Origin of the sequence: Ensifer sp. PDNC004 (genome assembly GCF_016919405.1) — a bacterium.
Lineage (GTDB): Bacteria > Pseudomonadota > Alphaproteobacteria > Rhizobiales > Rhizobiaceae > Ensifer.
Window position 1 is genome coordinate 76,228 of record NZ_CP070353.1, and the last position, 22,683, is coordinate 98,910.

The window sequence follows — 22,683 nt, forward strand, 5'->3', positions numbered from 1 at the left end:
TTATTCTTCTCTTTCTGTCGTCTTCTCCTTCCCCAGCCGGGGGCGTCCTTCGTTCAGATCGATAAGCGTAATCGCTGGAACTCTTCTTGTAACGCCCTAAATTACAATTTATTTCCATAAGGTTGGCTTATGGATGCGTGTTTGATGGCGCGCGGCTTTTCCCGCGCGTCTCGTCACGTCTTGGTGCCGGTCGCCCGGCTCGGTTGCCTGCGCCGCCAAGGCTTGGCGGGGATGCGCTTTCGGTGATTTCACGCGAAAGCGGGATGCTCTAGCGACCCTTCCAGACGGGGTCGCGCTTCTCGGTGAAGGCGCGCACGCCTTCCAGCTGGTCTTCGCTCGAATAGAGAATGTCGACGGTCTTGAACTGCCGTTTGGTGATCTTGTTCATCGTCCCCTGGAAGGTGTCGCCCTCGGCGGCGCGCACCACTTCCTTGATCGCGGCATAAACGAGCGGCGGGCCGCTTTCGAGCAGGCGCGCCAGTTCCCAGGCGCGATCCATCAGCTTGCCCGCCGGCAGGATCTCGTTGACGAAACCCCAGCGGTTGGCCTCGACTGCATCGAGCCAGCGGCCGGTCAGAAGCATGTCCATTGCGATGTGATAGGGGATACGCTTCGGCAGCTTGATCGAGGCGGCGTCGGCAACCGTGCCGGAGCGGATCTCCGGCAGCGCGAAAGTCGCGTGTTCGGCGGCAAGGATCAGGTCGGTCGAAAGCGCGATCTCCAGGCCGCCGCCGCAGCAGATGCCGTTGATCGCCGCGATGATCGGCTTGTTGAGATCGCGCAATTCCTGCATGCCGCCGAACCCGCCGACGCCATAGTCGCCGTCGACGGCGTCGCCGCCGGCGGCCGCCTTCAGGTCCCATCCCGGACAGAAGAATTTTTCGCCGGCGCCGGTGATGATGGCGACGCGCAAGGTGTCGTCGTCACGGAAATCGCGGAAGATTTCGCCCATCACCCGGCTGGTCGCCAGGTCGATGGCGTTGGCCTTCGGCCGGTCGATGGTGACTTCGAGGATGCCGCCCTCGCGGCGTGTACGGATCGGTCCGGTCATCGCTGTTATTTCCTCCGGCGGATCAGGGCGTCGGCAGCAACGGCACCCTGACCGTTCGGCAACACCATCAAAGGATTGATATCCAGTTCTTCGAGTTTCGAAGCGTTTGCAACGACATAGGATGCCGCTGCCGCGACAGCCTCGATCAAAGCGGCGTAATCGGCGGCAGGCGCCCCGCGATAACCGTCGAGCAGCTTGCGGATCTTCAGTCCCGCGATCGCCTCGCGGATCGCTTCCGGCGTCGTCGGCAACGTCACGATGGCGGAATCGTCGAGCAGTTCCACCAGGATGCCGCCTGCGCCGATGGTCAGAACCGGCCCGGCGACGGGGTCGCGCATGGCGCCGATGATCAGCTCGGCGACGGGTTTTGCCACCATCTTTTCGACGAGGTAACCGGAGGCAACCCCGGCCATGGCTTTGGCCGCCGCATGGACCTCATCGCGGCTCGTCAGGTTGAGCTTCACTGCGCCCGCGTCGGTCTTGTGGGCGACGCCGAGGCCCTTCAGTACGACCGGGAAGCCGAGTGTCTCGGCAGCCGCTGCTGCCTGCTCGGCGGTTGCCGCCGTCTTGCCCTTCGGCACGGTGAGGCCTGCGGCGGCAAGCTCCACCTTCGCCTCGTTTTCGCTGAGGGTGACGGCTTCACCATCTTCGGCTTCAATGCCGTCGAACAGACGAGGCGGGGCGGGCTTTGCCCAGACAGCGCCGATATCGGCTGCCGTCTCGATCGCGTCCAGCGCCTCCTCGATGCCGAAGAAGGGCACGATGCCGGCCTTCATCAGGAAGAGCGCGGTTGCTTCCGGCATGTTCTCGCCGAGGCTCGCGACGATACCGGCGCGGGCGCCGGTGGCTCTCGCCGCGTCGATTACCGCGTGGCAGGTGGTCTCCCAGTCGGCCGGGTCGCAGCGGTCGAGACGGGGGAAATCGAGCACGAGCAGATTGATGGCATAGCCGCCCTTCATCATCGCGGTGAAAGCGGTCGTCTGCTTCTCGCGGTTGCCCCAGACGAAGGTGTGGTAGTCGAGCGGGTTGGCGATCGTCACCATCTCGCCGAGCGCGTCCTTCAGCGGCTTCTTCTGCTCGTCGCGCAAGGGGCGGTAGTTCACTCGGTAGCGTTCGCCGGCATCCGCCATCAGCGAGGCCTCGCCGCCGGAGCAGCTCATCGAGGAGATGTCGCGGCTGTCGAGCGGGCCTGCCACGTGCAGCAGCTTCAGGGTTTCCAGAAGTGCGGGCAGCGTGTCGACGCGGCCGATGCCGAGACGGGCAAGCAGGGCCGAGGAGACACGGTCGTTGCCGGCAAGCGAGGCGGTGTGCGACACCGTCGCCAGTTGCGCCGCTTCCGATTTGCCGACCTTCAGTGTCACGACCGGCTTGCCGAGTTCGCGGGCACGGGTCGCCAGCCGCTCCAGCGCTGCCATACTGTCGAAGCCCTCGATGTGCAGGCCGACGGCGGTGACGCGCGGATCTTCGAGCACGGCGCAGGCGATGTCGGATAAGCCCGTCTGCGCCTGGTTGCCGGCGGTCATGACATAGGCGAGCGGCAGGCCGCGCGTCTGCATCGAGATGTTGCAGGCAATGTTGGAGGACTGCGTCAGGATGGCGACGCCCTTTTCGACGCGTTGCATGCCGTGCTGGTCCGGCCAGAGCAGGGCGCCGTCGAGCATGTTGATGAAGCCATAGCAGTTGGGCCCGACGATCGGCATGTCGCCGGCGGCCGCCACCAGCGCCTCCTGCATGTCGTTGCCGTCGTCGAGCTCGCTTGCCGCCTCGCGGAAGCCCGAGGCGTAGCAGACCGCACCGCCCGAGCCACGGGCGGCGAGGTCACGGATGATGTCGATCGTCAGCTGCCGGTTGACCCCGACGAAGGAGGCGTCGGGCGCGCCCGGAAGTTCGGCGACGGAGCGATAGCATTTGCGGCCGAGGATCTCGGCCTCGCGCGGGTGCACCGGCCAGATCTCTCCGGTAAAACCCATCTTGTCGCATTGTTCGATAACGCGCCGCGCTTCCTTGCCGCCAAAAACGGCGATGGTGCGCGGACGGATGAGGCGGTTGAGGGAGCGGGGCGTGGAGGTCATGCCGTTTTGCACTCCCTCATGCCGACGGCCGTCGGAGCGCTCGCCATCAACGCCCTCATTCCTGTGCTTGTCACAGGAATGAGGAGGGAAGAGAGGTTCGTTGCCTCTAACCGATCTCCCCCCTTGTGGGGGAGATGCCCGGCAGGGCAGAGGGGGGTAACTCGCTGAAACCGACCCATCCCGTCACGCCCCCAGCGGCCGCAAGAGGTCGCGGCTGATGATGTGGCGCTGGATTTCAGACGTGCCGTCCCAGATGCGCTCGACGCGGGCGTCGCGCCAGAAGCGGGCGAGCGGCAGGTCGTCCATCAGGCCCATGCCGCCAAAAATCTGGATCGCCTCGTCGGTGACGCGGGCGAGCATTTCGGTGGCGTAGACTTTGGCGGATGCAATCTCGCGGTTCGCCGGCAGGCCGTTGTCGAGCCGCCAGGCGGCGGACAGCGTCAAAAGGTCGGCGGCGTCGATCTCGGTGATCATGTCGGCGAGCTTGAAGGAGACGCCCTGGTTGGCGCCGATCGGCTTGCCGAACTGCTTGCGCTCGGCGGCATAGTTTAGCGCATAGTCGAAGGCGCGGCGCGCCCGGCCGACCGAGGTCGCCGCCACCGTCAGGCGGGTGGCGAACAGCCAGTCATTGGCGACGTCAAATCCCTTGTGCACTTCGCCGAGGATCTGGGCGGAGGGCAGGCGGCAATCGTCGAAGGTGAGCACGCAGTTGTTGTAGCCGCGGTGGGAAACGGAGTTGTACCCCTTGCGGATCTCGAAGCCGGGCGTACCTCGGTCGACGAGGAAGCAGGTGATCTTCTTCTTCGGCCCGCGCGGCGTCTCTTCCTCGCCGGTGGCGATGAAGACGATGACGAAATCGGCGATGTCGGCATGGCTGATGAAATGCTTGGTGCCGTTGACGATCCAGTCGTCGCCCTCCTTGCGGGCAAAACACTTCATGCCGCGCACGTCGGAGCCCGCATCCGGCTCGGTCATGGCCAGCGCATCGAACTTGTCACCCTTGACCGCCGGCAGCAGGTACTTCTCGCGCTGCTCGGCGTTGCAGGCCATCAGGATGCCGGAGGGGCGGCCGAAGAAGACGGTGAGGCCCATGGAGCCGCGGCCAAGCTCGCGCTCGACGAGCGTGAAAGAGGTGTGATCTAGACCTGCGCCGCCCACTTCCTCCGGGAAGTTACAGCCGAAAAAGCCGATCTCCTTGCATTTGCGGGCGATCTCCTGGCCGAGTTCGCGGGGCACCACGCCGGTGCGCTCGACCTCGTCCTCATGCGGATAGATTTCGGTTTCGACGAAGCTCCTGACCGTATCGACGATCATCTGCTGTTCTTCGGTCAGTGCGAAATTCATTGTGTTGTTCCCCTCGTTTTCGCGCCGCTGACGTCGGTGCCGCAAACGATGGCCGCCTCCTCAAGCGTCCTTCGGCTGCGGTTTGCGGCTCCGCCCGCAAGGCGAAGCTGCCTGTCGTTGCTGGCCTGCCGCTGTTGCGGTCAGGCGCGCTTCTGGCCGACGAAGCGTCCGGCACCGTCAGGCGTCGGCAGCTGCGCATGGGCTTCTGTAATCGCACGCAGCTTGCTCAGCACCTTTTCGGGTGCCGTGACCGCCTTGCCGGCCTTGCTGTCGACATGCAGCATCATCTGCTCGGCGGTGGCCACGGCCTCGTTGGTCGCGGCGTTGTAGATCGTCGAGAAGATGTGCAGGCGCTTTTCGTCGGACGACAGGATCTGGCAGGTCGAATAGAGCGCCTCGCCGAGCTTGGCTTCGCCGAGGTTCCGGATGTGGGTCTCGACGGTGTAGTAGCTGTGGCCGTCGCGGACGTATTCGAGGTCGACGCCGATCAGGCGCAGCACGCCGTCGGAGGTGTCGCCGAAGACCTGCAGATAGCGGTGCTCGGTCATGTGGCCGTTGTAGTCGACCCAGGCGGCGCTGACCTTGGTGTCGAGAATGCGCAGCGGCTTGACGTCGCCGAGATCGGCTTCCGGCTTCCGGGCGTTGGCCCAGAGCTTGGCCTCGAAATCAGCAAGCAGCTTGCCGGCACCCCAGCCTTCGCCGCCATTGCCGGATTTCAGCGCATGCATGATGCCGACGAGGTTTTCGTCGCGGATGCGTTCGAGCTCGCGGATCGAGCGGCCGGCGGCCTGCGCGTCCGACTGCGCGCCGATCTTCTCGACCAGCGCGTCGTCGAGGTCGACGACATCGGTGAACTTCGTCCAGGGCCATTTCAGGCAGGGGCCGAACTGGGCGAGGAAGTGACGCATGCCCGCTTCGCCGCCGGCGATGCGATAGGTCTCGAACAGGCCCATCTGCGCCCAACGCATGCCGAAGGAATAGCGCATGACGTTGTCGAGCGTTTCGGTATCGCAGATGTCGTCCTGGATCAGCCACAGCGCCTCGCGCCAGAGCGCTTCGAGCAGACGATCGCCGACGAAGGCCTCGATCTCCTTGGCGATGACGACGCCCTTCATGCCGATCTGCTCGACGCCCTGCATGGCGCGCTCGATCGTCGCCTTCGTCGTCTTCTTGCCGCCGACCAGTTCGACGAGCGGCAACAGGTAGACCGGGTTATAGGGGTGCGCCACGAACATGCGTTCCGGGTGGTGCATCTCGGCCTGGAGATCCGACGGCAGCAGACCCGAAGTGGACGAGCCGATCAGCGCATCCGGACGTGCGGCCGCATCGATCTTGGTGATGACGCCGCGCTTCAGCTCCAGCCGTTCCGGCACGCTTTCCTGAATCCAGTCAGCACCTTCGACGGCTTCCTCGATGCTCTTGCAGAAGGTCAGTTTGCCCTTCGGCGGCAAGGGCGCCATGGTCAGCATCGCATAGGCGCGCTCGGCATTGGCCATGACTTCGCCGATGATGCGCTCGGCTTCCGGATGCGGGTCGAAGATCTTCACGTCGATGCCGGCAAGCGCGAAGCGCGCCACCCAGGCGCCGCCGATAACGCCGCCACCGACACAGGCTGCTTTGGTGATAAAGCTCATGATGTCCTGTCCTTGCTCAGCGCTTCGTCAGCTTCAGTTTCTCGCGGACCTCTTTCGGTCCGATGATCTTGGCGCCCATGCCCTCGATGACGCCGACGGCCTTTTCGACGAGCTGGCCGTTGGTCGCGAGTTGGCCCTTGCCGATATAGAGGTTGTCCTCGAGGCCGACGCGGACATTGCCACCGGCAAGGATCGCCGCTGCCGGGTAGGCGAGCGCGTTGCGGCCGATGGAGAAGGCCGAGAAGGTCCAGTTGGCGGGCACGTTGTTGACCATGGCCATGAAGGTGTTGAGGTCGTCAGGGGCACCCCACGGAATGCCCATGCAGAGCTGGATCAGCACCGGATCCTCGATCAGGCCTTCCTCGACGAGCTGCTTGGCAAACCACAGATGGCCGGTATCAAAGGCCTCGATCTCCGGGCGAACGCCGAGCGCCGTCATCTGACGGGCCATTTCGCGCAGCATCGACGGCGTGTTGGTCATGACGTAGTCGCCGAGCGAGAAGTTCATGGTGCCGCAGTCGAGCGTGCAGATCTCCGGCAGACATTCGGCCACATGGGCGACACGCTCGGTGGCGCCGGCCATGTCGGTGCCGGTCTCGTTGACGGGTAGGGGCTTCTCGACATTGCCGAATACGAGATCGCCGCCCATGCCGGCCGTCAGGTTCAGGACGATATCGATATCGGCGGAGCGGATGCGGTCGGTCACTTCCCGGTAGAGATCGAGCCTGCGCGACGGTACGCCGGTTTCCGGATCGCGAACGTGGCAGTGGATCACGGCAGCGCCGGCCTTGGCCGCCTCGACCGCCGCTTCGGCGATCTGTTTCGGCGTGATCGGCACGTGGCTGGACTTTGAAACGGTGTCTCCCGAGCCGGTGACGGCACAGGTGATGAATACCTCGCGGTTCATGCTGAGCGGCATTGCTGTCTCCCTTTTATTGCGCCCATTACGAGCCAAGAAAGACCGCGTTGCTTTTCATTATCGGCTTCATTCTATACATTATCGGCGATAGAGCGGAGAAGTTTGGGTATGGATCAGAACGTTTCGCAGGTGCAGCACGTCGATATCCTGGTACTGCCGGAGACCAATCTGATCCTCGTTGCCTCGGTGATCGAGCCGATGCGTGCGGCCAACCGCATTGCCGGCCGCCCGCTCTACGACTGGACGATCTACAGCCCCGATGGGGCGCCGATCGAAACGAAGAGCGGCATTCCCATTCCGGTTTCCGGCGCCTTCCGGCCGCAGCGCGAGACGTCGCCGCTCTTCATCCTCTCCAGCTACAACTGGGAGCGCAGCGCCACCTCGCAATTGAAGATGCTGCTGTCGCAGACGGCGCGGCACCGCGAGATGATGGCCGGCATCGAGTCAGGCTCCTGGCTGCTTGCCGAGACCAGCCTGCTCGACAATTTCAAGGCGACCACCCACTGGGAGGATTTCGAGGATTTCACCGCGGCTTACCCGCAGGTGACGATGGTGCGCGAGCGCTTCGTCATCGACGGCAAGCGCATCACGACCGGCGGCTCGCTGCCGACGCTCGATCTGATGCTCGAGCTGATCCGCCGGGCGCACGGCTACTCTCTGGCGCTCGAAGTCTCCCGCCTCTTCATCTACGAGCAGGAGCGCACCCGCGGCGACCTTCTGCAGATGCCGACGATCGGCAACATGCGCATTCTCGATCCGCGCGTCGGCGCTGCCGTCAAGCTGATGGAGGAAACTGTGGAGGCGCCGCTGACGCTCTCGCGGCTTGCCCGCCGCATCGGTGTCAGCACGCGCCATCTGCAGGATCTCTTTCGCGACACGATGGGGGTCGCTCCGCATGAACACTATCTGGCACTCCGTCTCAATGCGGCGCGCCGCAAGGTGATCGAGACGCGGCTGGAATTCGCCGATATCGCGGCGATCTCGGGCTTCAATTCGTCGTCGTCGTTTTCGCGCAGCTACCGGGCGCATTATCGCGAAAGCCCGAGCGAGACGCGGAGGCGGTTGAAGCTGAAGAGCTGAGCGCTGCTTCACGTATCGATTGAAGCGGGAATTTTCAGAGTCGTTTCAGGCGTTTGGCGGCCGACGATCAGGAACTGATTCCGCCGGCGAACTGGTCTCGGCGGTCATCTTCATCATCGAAATCATCAGCTCGCCGATCTCGGCGGCAAACGCGCCGCGTGGCCAGACGAGCGTGAGCGACTGCCGATAGGCCGGGCCGAGCCGGATCATGGCCGGCGGGCGATGCACGCGGGCAAGCGAGGATTGCGGCAGCACCGAGAGATAGCCGTGCTGACGAACGAGGTTGATGATCACGGGGATGGAATCGACCTCGACGAGGGTGATGCGCCGCCGCTCGGCTTCATCGAGCGTGTCGTCGAGGAAACGGGCGGCCTCGCGGCGAAGGCCGCTCCTGACGCTCGGCACCGCGATCGGGCAGGCGGCGAGCAGCCGCGGCAGGTTGCCGCCCAGGTCCGAAAGCGCGGAGGCTGGGCCGGCGAGAACCAGTGGTGTCTGCGATACCAGCCGGCCGTCGCAGTCGGCGGGGATTTCGGCGACATCGAGCAGGGCAGCATCGAAGCGGCGGCTGCGTAGACCGGCGAGAAGTTCGTCGGCCGTGGTGCTGGAAATGAACAGCGGCTGACGCGGGCGGGCGCGGTGCCAGTTCGCCGTCAGTGCGGCCAGCATGCGGGCGATCTCGCTTTCCGGACCAAGCGGCATGACGGCGCCGAGCCGCCAGGTGGCGACATCGCGGCGGAAGCGATCGGCGGAGGCATGGGTCAGCCGCGCCCAGATATCCAGCAGAGCTTCGGCCAGCGGAATGATGGCCTGGCCAGCGGTCGTGCAAAGGATGCCGCCGTGGGAGCGCTCGAACAGCCGGCTGCCGAGATGGCGCTCGAGGTCCACCATCTGCCGGGTCAATTGCGGCTGGCCGATGCCGAGCGCCTTTGCCGTTGCGCGGATGCTGCCTGAACGGGCGATGCGGAGGAAGCGGTCGAGCGGGACGAGGCCGATCGGCGGCACAGGCTCGCCTTCCTGCCGGCCGGCGACCTTGAGGATCGCGGCGATCCTTGCCGTCGCGTCACGGATGTCGACCGCGCGGGCGCGGGCCTCCAGCGTCAGGACGAGGGCGGTTTCCTCCCGTCGGAAGAGCGGCATCGAGATCGCCTGTTCGAAGCGTTTGACGGCGGCGCTGACGCTTGATGGCGCGCGTTTGCTGACGACTGCTGCGCGGCGAATGCCCCCTTCGCCGAGCACCGCGTCGACCAGCGCGATCGTTGCCAGATCCATTCGTCCATCCCCGCCGGCAGGGCTTGCGATCGCCATGTTCCGGATTTTGCATCGCCCGTTCCAGATTTGGGATATAGCATGCAGCGGCGATAAGCGCATAGCATGCTTTCGGCAACCGGCCATTTGCGAGCGACGGTTGCGAGAGTTTCAAACATCCGCGCACCGTTTCGAAACCGAGGCGAGCCCGGCGCGGAAGGATACCCATCGGCATGCTGCATCAGGCCAAAACCACTGTTCTTTGCGGGAAACCGCTGGATTTCGCGACGCTCGGCGACATCGGGACGGGACGGGTCCGGCCGGTGGCCGATGACGGCGACATGGAACGGGTGGCGGCCGCCCACAAGGTGGTTGCCGACCGCGTCGCCATGGGGCTGCCAGTCTATGGTTCCAACACCGGCGTCGGCTCGATGAAGGATCGCCTGTGGACGGCGGATGATCTCGCCGAATTCAACAATGCGCTGGTGCGCGCCCACCATTTCGGGACCGGCGAGTTCTTCGCACCGGCGATCGTGCGCATGGCGATCGCGATCCGCGTGAATACTGCGATGCGCGGCCACACCGGCTGCAGCCCGGATCTCATCCGGGCGTTCCTGGCGCTGCTCGAGGCCGACATCATTCCGGCGGTGCGCCGCCACGGATCGATGGGCTGCGCCGATATCGGCCTGATGGGCCAGATCGCCTCGGTGCTGACGGGCGTCGGCGAGGCCTATTATCAGGGGCGTCTCGTCTCGGCCGAGACGGCGCTTGCCGAAGCCAGCCTCGAGCCCTTCGTGATGCGGCCGCGCGATGCGCTGGCGGCGCTCAGCGTCAACGCCATTTCCTTCGCGGCGGCAGTCAACGTGTTGCGCGAAGCGGCCTCGGCCATCCGCGTGCTGCTTGTCACCGGGGTCATGTCGTCGCAAGCGCTCGGAGCATCTGCCGATCCCTGGCGGGTGGCGGCAACACTCTCGACTCGTGGCGAGGCGGTGGTCGGCTCATGGCTCTATGGCCAATCGGGCATCTCCGACTGGCCGGTGCCGACGGCGATTCATGATCCCTTGAGCCTGCGCATGACCGCCCAGGTGTTCGGCGCGGTGGTCGATACGCTGCTGGTTGCGGCCGGCCGGTTGATAGAGCAGACCTATCTCTCCGACGACAACCCTGTTGTCATCGGCGGGCAGGTCCACTCCTCCGGCGCGTCGCTGCCGCTGACCACGACGCTTTATATCGAGGCGGCGCAGATCGCCTTTTCGCACGCAGCGCGCAACGTCTTGAACCGCTGCATCCTTCTTGCGAATGGCGGCCGCCGCAATCTCTCGGTCAATCTGGTGGCGCCGGGCGAGGTCGCGACCGGGCTCGGGCCGCTGATGAAGCTGGCGGTCGAACTCTACATGCGCGTGCAGTCGCTCGCCGTGCCGCTTTCGGCGCAGTCGATCGTGGTGGCGGGCGGGCTCGAGGAGGAGGCGACCTTCCTGCCGCTGATCGTCGAGCGCATGGAAACGCAGGTGCGCGATCTGCGCCAACTGGCGGCGATCGAGGCGATGCTTTCGGCGCAGGCGATCGACCTCGTCGGCGACCAGCCGCAGGGGATCGTCAAACGGGCCTACGACCAGACCCGCTCCGTCAGCGCGATCTATCTGAAGGACCGGCCGCTTTCGAAGGAGATCGAGGCGCTGCAGGCTGCCTTCACCTGCCATGATCTCCTGCGCTCCTTCGTCGCCTCCGCGCCGATGCCGGAGTTCGACGACTTCTTCGCGCTCGACAAATAATCCGATTGGGAGAGCAGCATGTCCGATTTCGATCTCGTTCTGAAAGGCACCGTTGTTCTCCCCGAAAGGATCGTCGAGGGCGGCCACGTGGCGGTCAGCGACGGCAAGGTGGTGCATGTCGGGCAGGGGGCGGCACCGGCGGCGCGCGAGCGGCATGATCTCGGCAACGCGCTGATCCTGCCGGGCGCTGTCGATGCGCAGGTGCATTCGCTGTCGCAGAAGAACCAGGAAGACTTCATCTGGTCGACCCGCTCGGCAGCCGCCGGTGGCGTCACCACTATTGTCGACATGCCCTATGACGAGGGCAATCTCGTCTGCTCGGCCGACGCGCTCCGCCGCAAGATCGACCATGCGGCACCGCAGGCGCGCGTCGATTTCGCGCTTTATGGCACGGTCGATCCGGAGGAAGGACCGGCGCGCATTCTCGAAATGGTGGAGGGCGGTGTTGCCGCTTTCAAGTTCTCGACCTTCGGCACCGACCCCAAGCGCTTCCCCCGCATTCCGGCAGCTTTGCTCGAAGATTGCTTTCGTGCGATCGCGCCGACGGGGCTTGCTGCCGGCGTGCACAACGAGGACGACGAGGCGGTGCGCGCGGCGATCGACAAGGTCAAGGCAGCCGGCATCACCGACTATCGCGCCCATGGCCTGTCGCGCCCGCCGCTGACGGAGCTGCTCGCCACCAACCAGATTTACGAGACGGGGGCGGCTACCGGCTGCCCGGCACATGTTGTGCACTGCTCGCTCGGCCGCGGGTACGAGATCGCCGCTGCCTACCGCGCCCAGGGCTACAGGGCGACGATCGAGTGCTGCATCCACTACCTGACGCTCGACGAGGAGAGCGATGTTCGCCGTCTCGGCGGCAAGGCCAAGATCAACCCGCCGATCCGCCCGCGCGCCGAGGTGGAAAAGCTCTGGCGGCATGTGGCCGATGGCACGGTGACGATGGTCTCGACCGATCACGTGAGCTGGTCGGAAGACCGCAAGACCAATCCGGACATGCTCGCCAATGCGTCGGGCGTGCCGGGTCTCGAAGTCATGGTGCCGCTCTTCGTCAAGGGCGCGCTGGAACGCGGCATCCCTTTGACGCGGGCGGCGGAGCTGATGGCGCTGAACCCGGCGCGGCACTTCCGCCTTGACCATAAAAAGGGCGCGCTGGAGCCCGGCAAGGATGCCGACATCATTGTCATGACGCCGGAGCCCTATGTCTATGATGCGGCGGCAAGCGGTCACAACGTTGTCGGCTGGTCGCCCTATAACGGTATCCGGCTGCCCTGGCGGGTGGCTGCGACCTATCTGCGTGGCCGGCTTGCCTTCGATGGTCGCCAGGTCTTGGCCGAACCGGGTGTCGGACAGTTTGTCCGGCCGCTTCCAACTCTGGCGCTTCAGGAGGCGAAATGAGCAAGACCGCCCACAAAGTTCCGGCCAATCTGCCCGTCAATGCGAGCCGCATTGCCGGGATCGTCAACGGTCTCGCCGGGATCACCGAGCCGGACCGGCCCTATACGCGCCGCGCCTTCACGCCGCTGTTTCTCGAAGGCCGCGCCTTTCTCGACCGGCGCTTTCGCGCCGCCGGGCTTGAAACACGGATCGACGCTGCCGGTAACCTGATCGGTCGGCGCAAGGGCAAAAAGTCGGCGCTCGGCACCATCCTGCTCGGCTCCCATTCCGACACGGTGCCGGAGGGCGGCCGCTTTGACGGCATCGCCGGCGTCGCGTCGGCGCTCGAAGTGGCGCGGGCGCTTTCCGACAACGGCATCGAGCTCGATCATGATCTGGAGATCGTCGATTTCCTGGCGGAAGAAGTGTCTATCTTCGGCGTTTCCTGCGTCGGCAGCCGCGGCATGGCGGGCGTGCTGCCGGATGGCTGGCTCAGCCGCACGCAAGGGGATCTGAGTCTGCGGCAGGGTATCGTCGAAGTGGGCGGTGATCCGTCGCGGCTCTCGGGTTCGAAGCGCTCCGACATCAAGGCGTTCCTCGAACTGCACATCGAGCAGGGGCCGGTGCTGGAGACTGGCCGGCTCGATGTCGGGGTCGTTACCGCAATCTCGGGCATCACTCGCATCGAGATCATCGTCGAGGGGCAGGCGGACCACGCCGGCACGACGCCGATGGGCCACCGGCGCGATGCGCTGGTCGCCGCCTCGCACCTGGTGCTGGAGATCGAGCGGCTGGCGACGGAATTTTCGCATGGCGACGGGCATTTCACCACGACGGTCGGTGAATTCTCGATCGAGCCGAACGCGGCCAATGTGGTGCCGTCTCGCGTCCGGCTGCTGATCGATGCGCGTGCCGAGCTGCGGCCGCAGATGGAGCGGTTCCTGGCAACGCTCGGCTCCCTTTGCCAGGGTGTCGCCGAGGCATCGGGCGTGACCATCCCGCCCGCCAATGTGATCTCCGACAACCACCCGACGCCGGGCGATCCGCTGTTGCTTTCGACGCTGGAAGAAAGCTGCGACGCGATCGGAGCAAAACACCGGCGCATGGCCTCCGGCGCCGGTCACGACACCGCCTGGATGGGGCGCATCACCCGCTCGGCGATGATCTTCATTCCCTGCCTCGGCGGACGTTCGCATGCGCCAGAGGAGTGGGCCGAAAACGACGATATCGCGCTTGGCGCCGCCGTTCTCTTCGATGCGGTGAAGAGGCTCGACAAGAAATTGCAGGAAAAGGTGTGAGATGGGCCGGATACTGAAGGAAAAGGACGTCGAGGCGGCGGTCAAGGGCGGTTCCGTCTATGCGGCCGGCGGCGGTGGCTGGGCCGACCATGGGCGCATGCTCGGTTATGCTGCGGTCTCGATCGGCAAGCCCGAGCTCGTCTCGATCGACGAACTCGACGCGCAGGACTGGGTGGCGACGGCGGCCGCGATCGGCGCGCCGGCCTCGACCACGCCGTGGGAGATGCGCGGGGTCGACTACGTCAAGGCGGTGCAATTGCTGCAGGAGGCGCTCGGCGAAAAGCTTTCGGGCCTGATCATCGGCCAGAACGGCAAGTCCTCGACGCTCAACGGCTGGCTGCCCTCGGCGATCCTCGGCACCAAGGTGGTGGACGCGGTCGGCGATATCCGCGCGCACCCGACCGGCGACATGGGCTCGATCGGCCTTGCCGGTTCACCCGAGCCGATGATCCAGACGGCGGTCGGCGGCAACCGCGACGAGAACCGCTATATCGAGCTGGTGGTGCGCGGCGCCACCGCCAAGGTTTCGCCGATCCTGCGCACCGCTTCCGACATGTCCGGTGGCTTCATCGCCTCCTGCCGCAATCCGGTCAGGGCATCTTACGTCAAAGCCAATGCGGCGCTCGGCGGCATCTCGCTGGCGCTGGCACTCGGTGAGGCGATTATCGCTGCCGAAGCCAAGGGCGGCAGCGCCATCATCGATGCGATCGTCAAGACGACCAATGGCGCGATCCTCGCCGAGGGCACGATCACCGATAAGTCCGTCGTCTACACCAAGGAAGCCTTCGACATCGGCACCGTTACACTGGAAAAGGGGACGCTGGGGAAGGGCGCTGACTCGACGGTATTGCACGTGATGAACGAATATATGGCGGTTGACTCTGCGGAAGGCACGCGGCTTGCGACCTTCCCCGACGTCATCACGACGCTGTCGCCGGAGGGCGAACCTTTGAGCGTCGGCCAGCTGCAAGTGGGCATGAGGATCTTCGTGCTGCATGTGCCGAAGACTGTGATCCCGCTGTCTTCCAGCGTGCTGGACCCGACGGTCTATCCCTCGGTCGAAAAGGCGATGGGTATCGAGCTTGCCCGCTACGCGCTTGCAGGCAACTGAGGGAGCTGCGCCATGGTGCGCGATGCCGGACTGGAAGAGTTGATCCGCGAAGAGCTGGGCGACCGCGCCGGGCTCTCGGAAAAGGCGATGTTCGGCGGCTGGGCGTATCTGCTTCACGGCAACCTGCTGCTCGGCGCGCGCGAGGGTTCGCTGCTCGTCCGGCTCGGCAAGGGCAATGACGGCTGGGCGCTGGCGCTGCCTGATATCGAGCTGATGGTGATGAACGGGCGGGCGATGCATGGCTGGGTGCGTGCCGGGGCGGATGCCTATGGCGATGATGCCCTGCGAAAGCGGCTGCTCGATGGGGCGATTACCTTCGTCGAGACGTTGCCGCCGAAGTGAACTTGGGGACCGCCCCGCCGAGACAACAACAAGGAACGAGACGATGCCCAAGGCCAATCCCCGTCATCCTGGTTTTCCCATTCCCGGCGGGCCGGAGCTGCGCGCCAAGGGCTGGCGGCAGGAAGCGCTGCTGCGGCTCCTGGAGAACGTCCTTTCGGTCGGCGAGGACCCGGACAATCTCGTCGTCTATGCAGCGCTCGGCAAGGCGGCGCGCAACTGGCCGGCGCACCGCGCCATCGTCAAGACGCTTACCGAAATGGACGAGGACCAGACGCTCATCATCCAGTCGGGCAAGCCTGTGGGCCTGCTCAAGACTCATGCCAAGGCGCCGCTCGTCATCATGGCCAATTGCAACATCGTCGGCCAATGGGCGAAGGCCGAGGTGTTCTATGATCTGCAGCGAAAAGGGCTGATCTGCTGGGGAGGGCTGACGGCCGGCGCCTGGCAATATATCGGCAGCCAGGGGGTGATCCAGGGCACCTACGAGATCTTCATGCGCATCGCCGAACGCCGCTTCGGCGGCGATCTCTCCGGCCGTTTCGTGCTGACCGCCGGCCTCGGGGGCATGGGCGGCGCGCAGCCGCTTGCCGGCCGCATGGCGGGAGCGGCGATCCTCTGCGTCGATATCGACGCCGATCGGGCGAAGAAACGCCGGGAGATCGGCTACCTGCAGGAGATCGCGCCCGATCTCGATACGGCGCTCGCGATGATCGACGCGGCGGTCAAGGACAAGCGGGCGCTTTCCGTCGGCCTCGTCGGCAACGCGGCGGAGATCTATCCGGAGATCGCCCGGCGCGGCATCGTGCCGGACGTGGTGACCGACCAGACCTCGGCGCACGACCTTGTCTACGGTTACGTGCCGAAGGGCATGAGCCTCGACCAGGTGAAATCGCTGCGCGACGACGGCCAGGGACAGCTGATGGCGGCGAGCCGGGCCTCGATCGTCGAGCACGTCAAGGCGATGCTGGATTTCCAGAAAAAGGGCGCGGAAGTCTTCGACAACGGCAACCTGATCCGCACCCAGGCGCGCGAGGGCGGCGTTGCCAATGCCTTCGACATACCGATCTTCACCGAGGCCTATCTGCGCCCGCTCTTTGCCCGCGCCATCGGTCCGTTCCGCTGGATGGCGCTGTCGGGAGAGGAAAGCGATATTGCGCGGATCGACGATCTGCTGCTCGACATGTTTCCGCACAACCGCATCGTCACCAACTGGATCAGGCTTGCGCGCCAGCATATCCCTTTCGAGGGCCTGCCGGCCCGCATCGCCTGGCTCGGGCACGGGGAGCGCACGGCCCTAGCACGACGCGTCAACGAACTGGTGGCATCCGGCGAACTCAAGGGGCCGATCGCGTTCTCCCGCGACCATCTCGACGCCGGCGCCATGGCGCATCCAAACATCATGACCGAGCGGATGAAGGACGGATCGGACGCGATCGCCGACTGGCCGCTGCTCGACGCCATGCTGCTCTGCTCGTCCATGGCCGACCTCGTCGTCGTGCATTCCGGCGGCGGCGGCTATGCCGGCTACATGACGAGCTGCGGCGTAACCGTTGTTGCAGACGGCACGGTCGAGGCCGACGAGCGGCTCGACTATGCGCTGACCAACGACACGTCCCTCGGCGTCATCCGCTATGCGGATGCCGGCTATGACGAGAGCTTCGAGGAGATCGCCGCCAAGGGTATCGGGCACGTGAAGGTGTAGGGTAATTGCTCGGCTTTGGGGGGCGTTTCCGCCCCATCTCTGCGCTCGTCACAGAGTTCCAGCAGCGCCGCGCCGGCGGCGCGAGAACCTTTCATCCTCGCGTCGAGCAGGGGCATTCATGGCGCGGACGCGCCGTGGCTGGATGTCAGAGACGAGCACGGAAATGCGGAACTAAGTCGCAAATGCCGCCAACGTCCCGACCCGGCGCGGACATTTGAGGATTCAGCGAGGCAGGTGGACCGCTTGGAAAGCCGCTTGGAAAGCTGCCCGCCTGTGCCACTGGAAAAAAGAGAGCTTTCTGATCAAGGGTGCTGCCACAGCCACGAATCATTTTCGGCCACTTCCGCGCCAATTGAACGGAGTCGGTCTTTTTCGGCCGACCTCGCGTCCTTTCGTCGTTCGTAACGGGCTTCGGCGTCGCTCTCTGAAAGTTTGTCGCCATTTTGGTCGTAGTAGAAGCAGAACGAACGCGTTCTATCATCCCACTGCTTCTGATGCGGCCCTGCGAAGCATTGCTCAGAATAGAGCTGTGCTGCGGTCTGACGCGATAGGCTGTCCTTATCTTGCTCCTTCAGCCAATACGTCAGCAGCAGAAGACCAGACAGAAGGATAAAAATGCTCAAAAGACGGGTACGTACAATTCTCATTTCTCTGTTTCCGTTGTGATTTCAATGCCGCGAATGTCGTTTGTGGGCTTCGCCGCGCAAACTATCTTGGAGACGTTGCTGAAACTGGTGCGAAATAGATAAAACTGTCTGCGACGCTTGTGCGTGAACGGGCCGTTACAAAAAAAGGCGAAAGCTGTTGATCCTCTCTGCGTTGCGAAACGTCGAGACACCACACTTTCGCAATTGTCGCAAATGCGCCAAACACCTTGCCGCCCAAGGCGGCGATTGTTCACTCGCGCAGGGGCGGAAAGTACACTCACGCAGGCGATCTGCCGACGTTCCTCTCACTGTTGCTGCTGACCGCGCTCAAGCGGCACGTCGGTGTCTTGGTGTCGCTCCTGCCGCACGCTACAATGCACGCCTCACTGCCGGAGGCGATCATGACGTCGAGCTTCAATGTGCAGAGTGCTGCCGGCTACGAGCAGCTGATGGGGCGATGGAGCCGGCAGCTTGCGCCGCTGTTCATCGATTTTGCGGGTGTTACCGACGGTGAGCGGGTTCTGGACGTCGGCTGCGGCACGGGAAGCCTGACGTTTGCGCTGCCGCGTGCGGCCGATGTCAGCGAGATTACCGCGATCGACTTCTCGCCCGTCTTCGTCGAGGCGACGATCAAGGCGAATTCCGATCCGCGGATCAAGGTCCAGCAGGCCGACGCCTGCGCGCTGCCCTTTGCCGATGCGTCCTTCGACCGGGCGCTGGCGCTGCTGGTGCTGCACTTCGTGCCGGAAGCCGGCAAGGCTGTTGCCGAAATGCGCCGCGTCGTGCGGCCGGGCGGTGTCGTTGCGGCCGCTGTGTGGGATCACTTCGGCGGCATGCCGGGCATGCGCATGGTGCTCGATGTGGCGGCGATGCTGGATGGCAATGCCGAGCAGGTGCGCAGCCGCTACTGTTTCCAGCCGATGATGCGGCCGGGCGAAATGATGCAGAGTTTCGTCGCGAATGGGCTCACGGACGTCGAGCAGACCTCGCTCCTGATCCGCATGGACTATCAGTCCTTCGCCGATTTCTGGGAGCCGATCTCTGCGGGCGAGGGGCCGCTGGGCAAGTATGTCGGCTCGCTGGATGCGGGGATGCGGGCGAAGCTCGACGCGGCCATTCGCGCCGCCTACGAAGCCGGCCAGCCGGATGGGCCGCGGTCCTTTGCGGCGGTTGCGTGGGCTTGCCGGGGTATTGTCCCGTCCTAACGGCTCGCTACACCACCGTCTCGCCGCCATCGACCACCAGGATCTGGCCGGTCATGTAGGAGGAGCGGTCGGAAACGAGGAAGAGGATCGACTCGGCGATCTCGTCGACGCTGGCCCAGCGGCCGAGCGGCACCTTTTCGCGGATATAGGATTCGATCGCGCCGCGGCCGCCCATCTGGGCGATGAAAGGCTCGTTGAAGGGCGTGTCGACCCAGCCGGGGCAGAGCGCGTTGACGCGGATGCCGTGGCGGGCGTAGTCGCCGGCCATCTGCTTGGTCATGGCAATGACGGCGTGTTTGGTGGTCGTATAGGCGATCATCTCGCGGTCGTAGAGCACGCCCGAGGAAGAGGACGTGTTGAGGATGACGCCGCGGCCGGCAGCCCGCATCGACGGCATGACCAGGCGCGCCGCCATGAAATGGGCGCGCACATTGAGGTTCCAGGAACGGTCGAAGCCTGCGACTTCGACCTCCTCCAGATCGCCTGCAACCTGCGCGCCGGCGTGATTGTGCAGGATGTCGATGCGACGGTGGCGGTAGAGGATGTCGGCGATGCCGTCGGAAAGGGCGGCGTCATCCGTCACGTCGATCGCCAGCGCCTCGGCGCTGCCGCCCTTCGCGGCGATGTCTTCCACGGCGGTTACTGCTGCCGAAAGGCTGCGGTCGACCACGACGACATGGGCGCCTTCGCGCGCCATGATGGCCGCACCCGCCTGACCGATCCCGGAGCCCGCTCCGGTCACGATCGCGACCCGGTCTTTCAGGATCATGGTTTCACTCCCCGGATTTCGTTTTCTTTTCCCGCATCAGGATGCGGGCGGTCAGGATCAGAAGCAGCGAGGCGACGAGCACCAGCGTCGCGATCGCGTTGATCTCGGGCGTCACGCCGCGGCGGATCGAGGCAAAGACGTAGATCGGCAGCGTGGTCTTCGAGCCTGCGACGAAGAAGGCGATGATGAAATCGTCGAAGGAGAAGGTGAAGGCCAACAGGAAGCCCGCAAGGATCGAGGGCAGAATCTGCGGCAGCACGATGAGCCGGAAGGTGGTGAGCGGCGTCGCATAGAGATCGCTTGACGCCTCGACGATGTCGCGGCCGAGGCTGGCGATGCGGGCTTTGACGATCATCGTCACCAGCGCCATCGAGAACAAGCCGTGGGCGGCGATGATCGAGCCGTAACCGAGCCCCAGCTGCGGCGGCTGGTCGCCGGGCCAGATGGTGGCCAGCGCCGGATTGACGAAGGAGAAGACGGCGACGAGCGCCACCAGCGTGGCGATGCCGATGACGACGCCGGGAACGACGATGGCCGCTGCAAAGAGCGCATCGAAGATCGCCCGGTTGCGCGGCGCCAGACGCTCCATGCCGAGCGCTGCCATGGTGCCGAAGATCGCGGCGAGCGTGGCGCTGGTGAAGGCGATCAGCAGGCTGTTCTGCAGGGCCGAGACCAGGAAGGTGTTGCCAAGCGCCTTGCCGTACCAGGCGGTCGAAAAGCCGGTGAACTCGCTGGCGTTGCGTCCGGCGTTGAAGGAGAACAGCACGACCAGCGCGATCGGCGCATAGAGGAAGAGATAGACGGAGGAGATGAAGGCGCGCATCAGACGAGATCCACCTGTCTTGTGCCCGCGACCCGGAAGGCGATGCGCATCGCCACCATCAGGATCACCACGACGACGGCAACCAGCGTGACGGCGATCGCCGAGCCGAACGGCCAGTTTCGCGATTGCAGGAAGAGATCGACAAGCGCATTGCCGATGAAGAACACCTTGCCGCCGCCCAAGAGCTGCGGGATCAGGTATTCGCCGAGCAGCAGGATCGTCACCAGCGCGACGCCGGTCATGACCCCCGGCAGCGACAAGGGCAGGGTGACGCCGAAGAAGGTCGAGACAGGCCTCCCGCCGAGGTCGGCGGAGGCTTCGAGCAAGCGGCGGTCGAGTTTTTCGAGGCTCACATAGATCGGCATGATCATCAGCGGCAGGTAGCCGTAGACGATGCCGAGCAGGACTGCGCCCGGCGTGTTCAGCATCCTGACATCCTCGATGCCGATCATCGAAAGCAGGTTCGGGATGCCGCGGGAGCCGAGAATGTACATCCAGGCATAGGTGCGCACGAGCAGGCTCGTCCAGAAGGGCACGACGACGAGCGACACCAGGATCAGCCGGTAGCGCGGGTTCGCCTTGACCGCGAGGTAATAGGCGACCGGGTAGGCGATCAGCAGGCAGGCAAGCGCGCCGATCGGCGCCAGGATCAGCGTGTTCCAGAAGGCGGCCGCTCGCGTTGGCAGGTTGGCAAATTGCGCAAAGGTGAAGGCCGCTTGATAGCCGCCTTCCGGTGCGCGCTCGCCAAAGGCGAAGACCAGCATGGCGATGAAGGGCAGCACGAGGAAGATCATCAACCAGGCCGCGGCCGGCGCCACCAGCGCCGCCGTCACCAGGTTTCTCTTCGTATTCGTTGCCGCGGTCATAGGTTTGGTCCGTTGTGTTCTGGAATGTTTTGGTCGTCGCGCAAAACGGTGAGGAAAGCCCCTCATCCGGCCTGCCGGCCCCTTGTCCCCGCAGGAGGGGCGAAGGGGACTAGTGGCGCCCGCCCGGTCGCATTCTTCCGGCAGAAGCAGGAGGGCAGGGAGCCTGCCGCTTGTTCCTTCTCCCCGCTTGCGGGGAGAAGGGGCCGGCCGGCGGATGACGGGCAGTCACATGCAAGATCAAGCCGACTTGAAGCGTGCCATCAGTTCGGCGCGGCCGGGGTCGGTGAGGGTCACGGCGGCGCCGAATTCGAGCGGCGTCAGCGCGGCCTCGTCCGGATAGACGATCTTGTTGGAGGTGACATCGACCGGCAGCAGCTTCATGACGCGGCTGTCGGTGGTCGGTGCGCCGTTGGCGATGTGCTCCTTCATGGCGTTTTCCGGCGCCATCAGGTAGTTGAGCAGCGCGTAGCCGGCGGCCTTGTTGGCGGCACTCTTCGGGATCGCGTAGAAGTCCGACCAGATCTCGCCGCCGTCCTTGCCGAGCGTGAACAGGATTTCCGGCATGTCGCGGTTGAGCTGTGCGCCGTCATTGGTCCAGCACATGGTCATCCAGGCGTCGGTCGCGCGCATCGACGGCTGGTAGTCGCTGTTGATGGCGTAGAGATGCGGCTTCACCTTGATCAGCAGTTCCTCGGCCTTGGCGAGTTCTTCCGGCTTGATCGAGTTGAAGGAATAGCCGAGCGACACCAGCGCGTTGCCGATGGTGGTGAGCTGGTAGTCGTGCACCATGGCGCGGCCGTCGCCGTCGGTCATGGCGATTTCGAAGAATTCCTTCCAGCTGGTGACCGGCTTCTTAATTTTCCCCGAATTGACCGCAATGCCGGTCGTGCCCCAGTTCTTCGGCACGGCATAGGTCTTGCCATCGACAGTGCCCTCGTTCGTGAAACGGGCGGTCTCGGTCGTGGCGTCGTAGTTCGGAAGCTTTGACATATCGAGCTCGTCGATGAGGCCGAGCTTCACATAGGTCGAGATCGTGTAGTTGGTCGGAACGAAGAGGTCCCAGCCGGTGCCGCCGGCCTGGAGTTTCGCCAGCATCTCCTCGTTGGAGCCGAAGACGTTGACTTCGACCGCAACGCCGGTCGCCGCCTGGAAGGCTTCGAAGGTCGCCGGGTCGTGGTAGTTCGGCCAGGTGGCGATCGACATCTGCGTGCCGAGATCGCCGGCAAAGGCGGTGGAATTGAAGAGGCCCGGCTGGCGTGCGAGCACTGCGGTCGCAAGGCCAAGGCCGGTGACGCCGAGGAAATGGCGGCGCGTGACCGAGCCGCGCTTCAGGCGCATCAGTTCGTCCGAGAGCTGGTCGGCGGTAATCGGGGCATTTTCTCTGTACCATTTGCTCATGACGCTGTTCCCTTTATCGTTTGACGTT

At 64.7% G+C, this 22,683-nt stretch carries 19 protein-coding genes; 8 read left to right on the forward strand and 11 right to left on the reverse strand.

Features of this window, described 5'->3' with window-relative positions; genetic code table 11:
• Positions 1-268 precede the first annotated feature (268 nt).
• The 5 genes from JVX98_RS08290 to JVX98_RS08310 all read right to left on the reverse strand — a co-directional run bounded on the left by JVX98_RS08290 (position 269) and on the right by JVX98_RS08310 (position 7,020).
• The gene (locus tag JVX98_RS08290) at positions 269-1,051 is read right to left on the reverse strand and encodes a carnitinyl-CoA dehydratase (protein ID WP_043624779.1); all 783 of its coding nucleotides are present in this window, start codon (positions 1,049-1,051) and stop codon (positions 269-271) included.
• Between the two features lie 5 nt (positions 1,052-1,056).
• Positions 1,057-3,123 carry an acetate--CoA ligase family protein gene (locus JVX98_RS08295; protein ID WP_205238279.1) on the reverse strand — a complete coding sequence of 689 codons (2,067 nt, stop codon included), beginning with the start codon at positions 3,121-3,123 and terminating at the stop codon, positions 1,057-1,059.
• A 183-nt stretch (positions 3,124-3,306) separates the two neighbouring features.
• Complete coding sequence (locus JVX98_RS08300) at positions 3,307-4,467, reverse strand: acyl-CoA dehydrogenase family protein (RefSeq protein WP_205238280.1); 1,161 nt, start codon at positions 4,465-4,467, stop codon at positions 3,307-3,309.
• A gap of 140 nt (positions 4,468-4,607) precedes the next feature.
• Positions 4,608-6,101, reverse strand: a complete 1,494-nt coding sequence (locus tag JVX98_RS08305; protein ID WP_205238281.1) for a carnitine 3-dehydrogenase — start codon at positions 6,099-6,101, stop codon at positions 4,608-4,610.
• Positions 6,102-6,117: 16 nt separating this feature from the next.
• A complete protein-coding gene (locus JVX98_RS08310; protein ID WP_205238282.1) occupies positions 6,118-7,020 on the reverse strand; it encodes a 3-keto-5-aminohexanoate cleavage protein in 903 nt (300 codons plus the stop codon).
• A 108-nt stretch (positions 7,021-7,128) separates the two neighbouring features.
• Here JVX98_RS08310 and JVX98_RS08315 point away from each other — a divergent pair, with 108 nt between their 5' ends.
• On the forward strand, positions 7,129-8,100 hold the full coding sequence (locus JVX98_RS08315; protein ID WP_205238283.1) for a GlxA family transcriptional regulator: 972 nt from the start codon (positions 7,129-7,131) through the stop codon (positions 8,098-8,100).
• Positions 8,101-8,145: 45 nt separating this feature from the next.
• Here the strand turns inward: JVX98_RS08315 and JVX98_RS08320 are convergent, their stop codons facing one another.
• Entirely contained in the window at positions 8,146-9,369 is a 1,224-nt protein-coding gene (locus JVX98_RS08320; RefSeq protein WP_192446807.1) for a LysR family transcriptional regulator, read from the reverse strand.
• A gap of 209 nt (positions 9,370-9,578) precedes the next feature.
• Between JVX98_RS08320 and JVX98_RS08325 the strand changes: the two genes are divergently transcribed.
• From JVX98_RS08325 to JVX98_RS08350, 6 genes are read left to right on the forward strand one after another with little or no spacing between them, the layout of a single operon-like run.
• A complete protein-coding gene (locus JVX98_RS08325) occupies positions 9,579-11,117 on the forward strand; it encodes an aromatic amino acid lyase (protein WP_205238284.1) in 1,539 nt (512 codons plus the stop codon).
• Positions 11,118-11,135: 18 nt separating this feature from the next.
• On the forward strand, positions 11,136-12,515 hold the full coding sequence (locus JVX98_RS08330) for a dihydroorotase family protein (RefSeq protein ID WP_205238285.1): 1,380 nt from the start codon (positions 11,136-11,138) through the stop codon (positions 12,513-12,515).
• The gene (locus tag JVX98_RS08335; RefSeq protein WP_205238286.1) at positions 12,512-13,792 is read left to right on the forward strand and encodes a Zn-dependent hydrolase; all 1,281 of its coding nucleotides are present in this window, start codon (positions 12,512-12,514) and stop codon (positions 13,790-13,792) included. The genes JVX98_RS08330 and JVX98_RS08335 overlap by 4 nt, the downstream gene beginning before the upstream one ends.
• A 1-nt stretch (position 13,793) precedes the next feature.
• The gene (locus tag JVX98_RS08340) at positions 13,794-14,903 is read left to right on the forward strand and encodes a DUF917 domain-containing protein (protein WP_205238287.1); all 1,110 of its coding nucleotides are present in this window, start codon (positions 13,794-13,796) and stop codon (positions 14,901-14,903) included.
• Positions 14,904-14,915: 12 nt separating this feature from the next.
• Positions 14,916-15,245 carry a TfoX/Sxy family protein gene (locus JVX98_RS08345; RefSeq protein WP_205238288.1) on the forward strand — a complete coding sequence of 110 codons (330 nt, stop codon included), beginning with the start codon at positions 14,916-14,918 and terminating at the stop codon, positions 15,243-15,245.
• 43 nt (positions 15,246-15,288) lie between these two features.
• A complete protein-coding gene (locus JVX98_RS08350; protein ID WP_205238289.1) occupies positions 15,289-16,947 on the forward strand; it encodes a urocanate hydratase in 1,659 nt (552 codons plus the stop codon).
• 302 nt (positions 16,948-17,249) lie between these two features.
• Here JVX98_RS08350 and JVX98_RS08355 read toward each other — a convergent pair whose 3' ends face one another.
• A complete protein-coding gene (locus JVX98_RS08355) occupies positions 17,250-17,594 on the reverse strand; it encodes a hypothetical protein (protein ID WP_192446800.1) in 345 nt (114 codons plus the stop codon).
• Between the two features lie 401 nt (positions 17,595-17,995).
• Here JVX98_RS08355 and JVX98_RS08360 point away from each other — a divergent pair, with 401 nt between their 5' ends.
• The gene (locus JVX98_RS08360) at positions 17,996-18,799 is read left to right on the forward strand and encodes a class I SAM-dependent methyltransferase (protein WP_205238290.1); all 804 of its coding nucleotides are present in this window, start codon (positions 17,996-17,998) and stop codon (positions 18,797-18,799) included.
• A 7-nt stretch (positions 18,800-18,806) separates the two neighbouring features.
• Here JVX98_RS08360 and JVX98_RS08365 read toward each other — a convergent pair whose 3' ends face one another.
• From JVX98_RS08365 to JVX98_RS08380, 4 genes are all read right to left on the reverse strand, one after another.
• Positions 18,807-19,568, reverse strand: a complete 762-nt coding sequence (locus tag JVX98_RS08365; protein ID WP_205238291.1) for an SDR family NAD(P)-dependent oxidoreductase — start codon at positions 19,566-19,568, stop codon at positions 18,807-18,809.
• A gap of 4 nt (positions 19,569-19,572) precedes the next feature.
• Entirely contained in the window at positions 19,573-20,391 is an 819-nt protein-coding gene (locus JVX98_RS08370) for an ABC transporter permease (RefSeq protein WP_104663006.1), read from the reverse strand.
• Positions 20,391-21,257, reverse strand: coding sequence for an ABC transporter permease (locus tag JVX98_RS08375; RefSeq protein ID WP_113540374.1), 867 nt, complete (start codon positions 21,255-21,257; stop codon positions 20,391-20,393). The genes JVX98_RS08370 and JVX98_RS08375 overlap by 1 nt, the downstream gene beginning before the upstream one ends.
• Before the next feature lie 237 nt (positions 21,258-21,494).
• Positions 21,495-22,655 carry a spermidine/putrescine ABC transporter substrate-binding protein gene (locus JVX98_RS08380; RefSeq protein ID WP_205238292.1) on the reverse strand — a complete coding sequence of 387 codons (1,161 nt, stop codon included), beginning with the start codon at positions 22,653-22,655 and terminating at the stop codon, positions 21,495-21,497.
• Positions 22,656-22,683 lie beyond the last annotated feature (28 nt).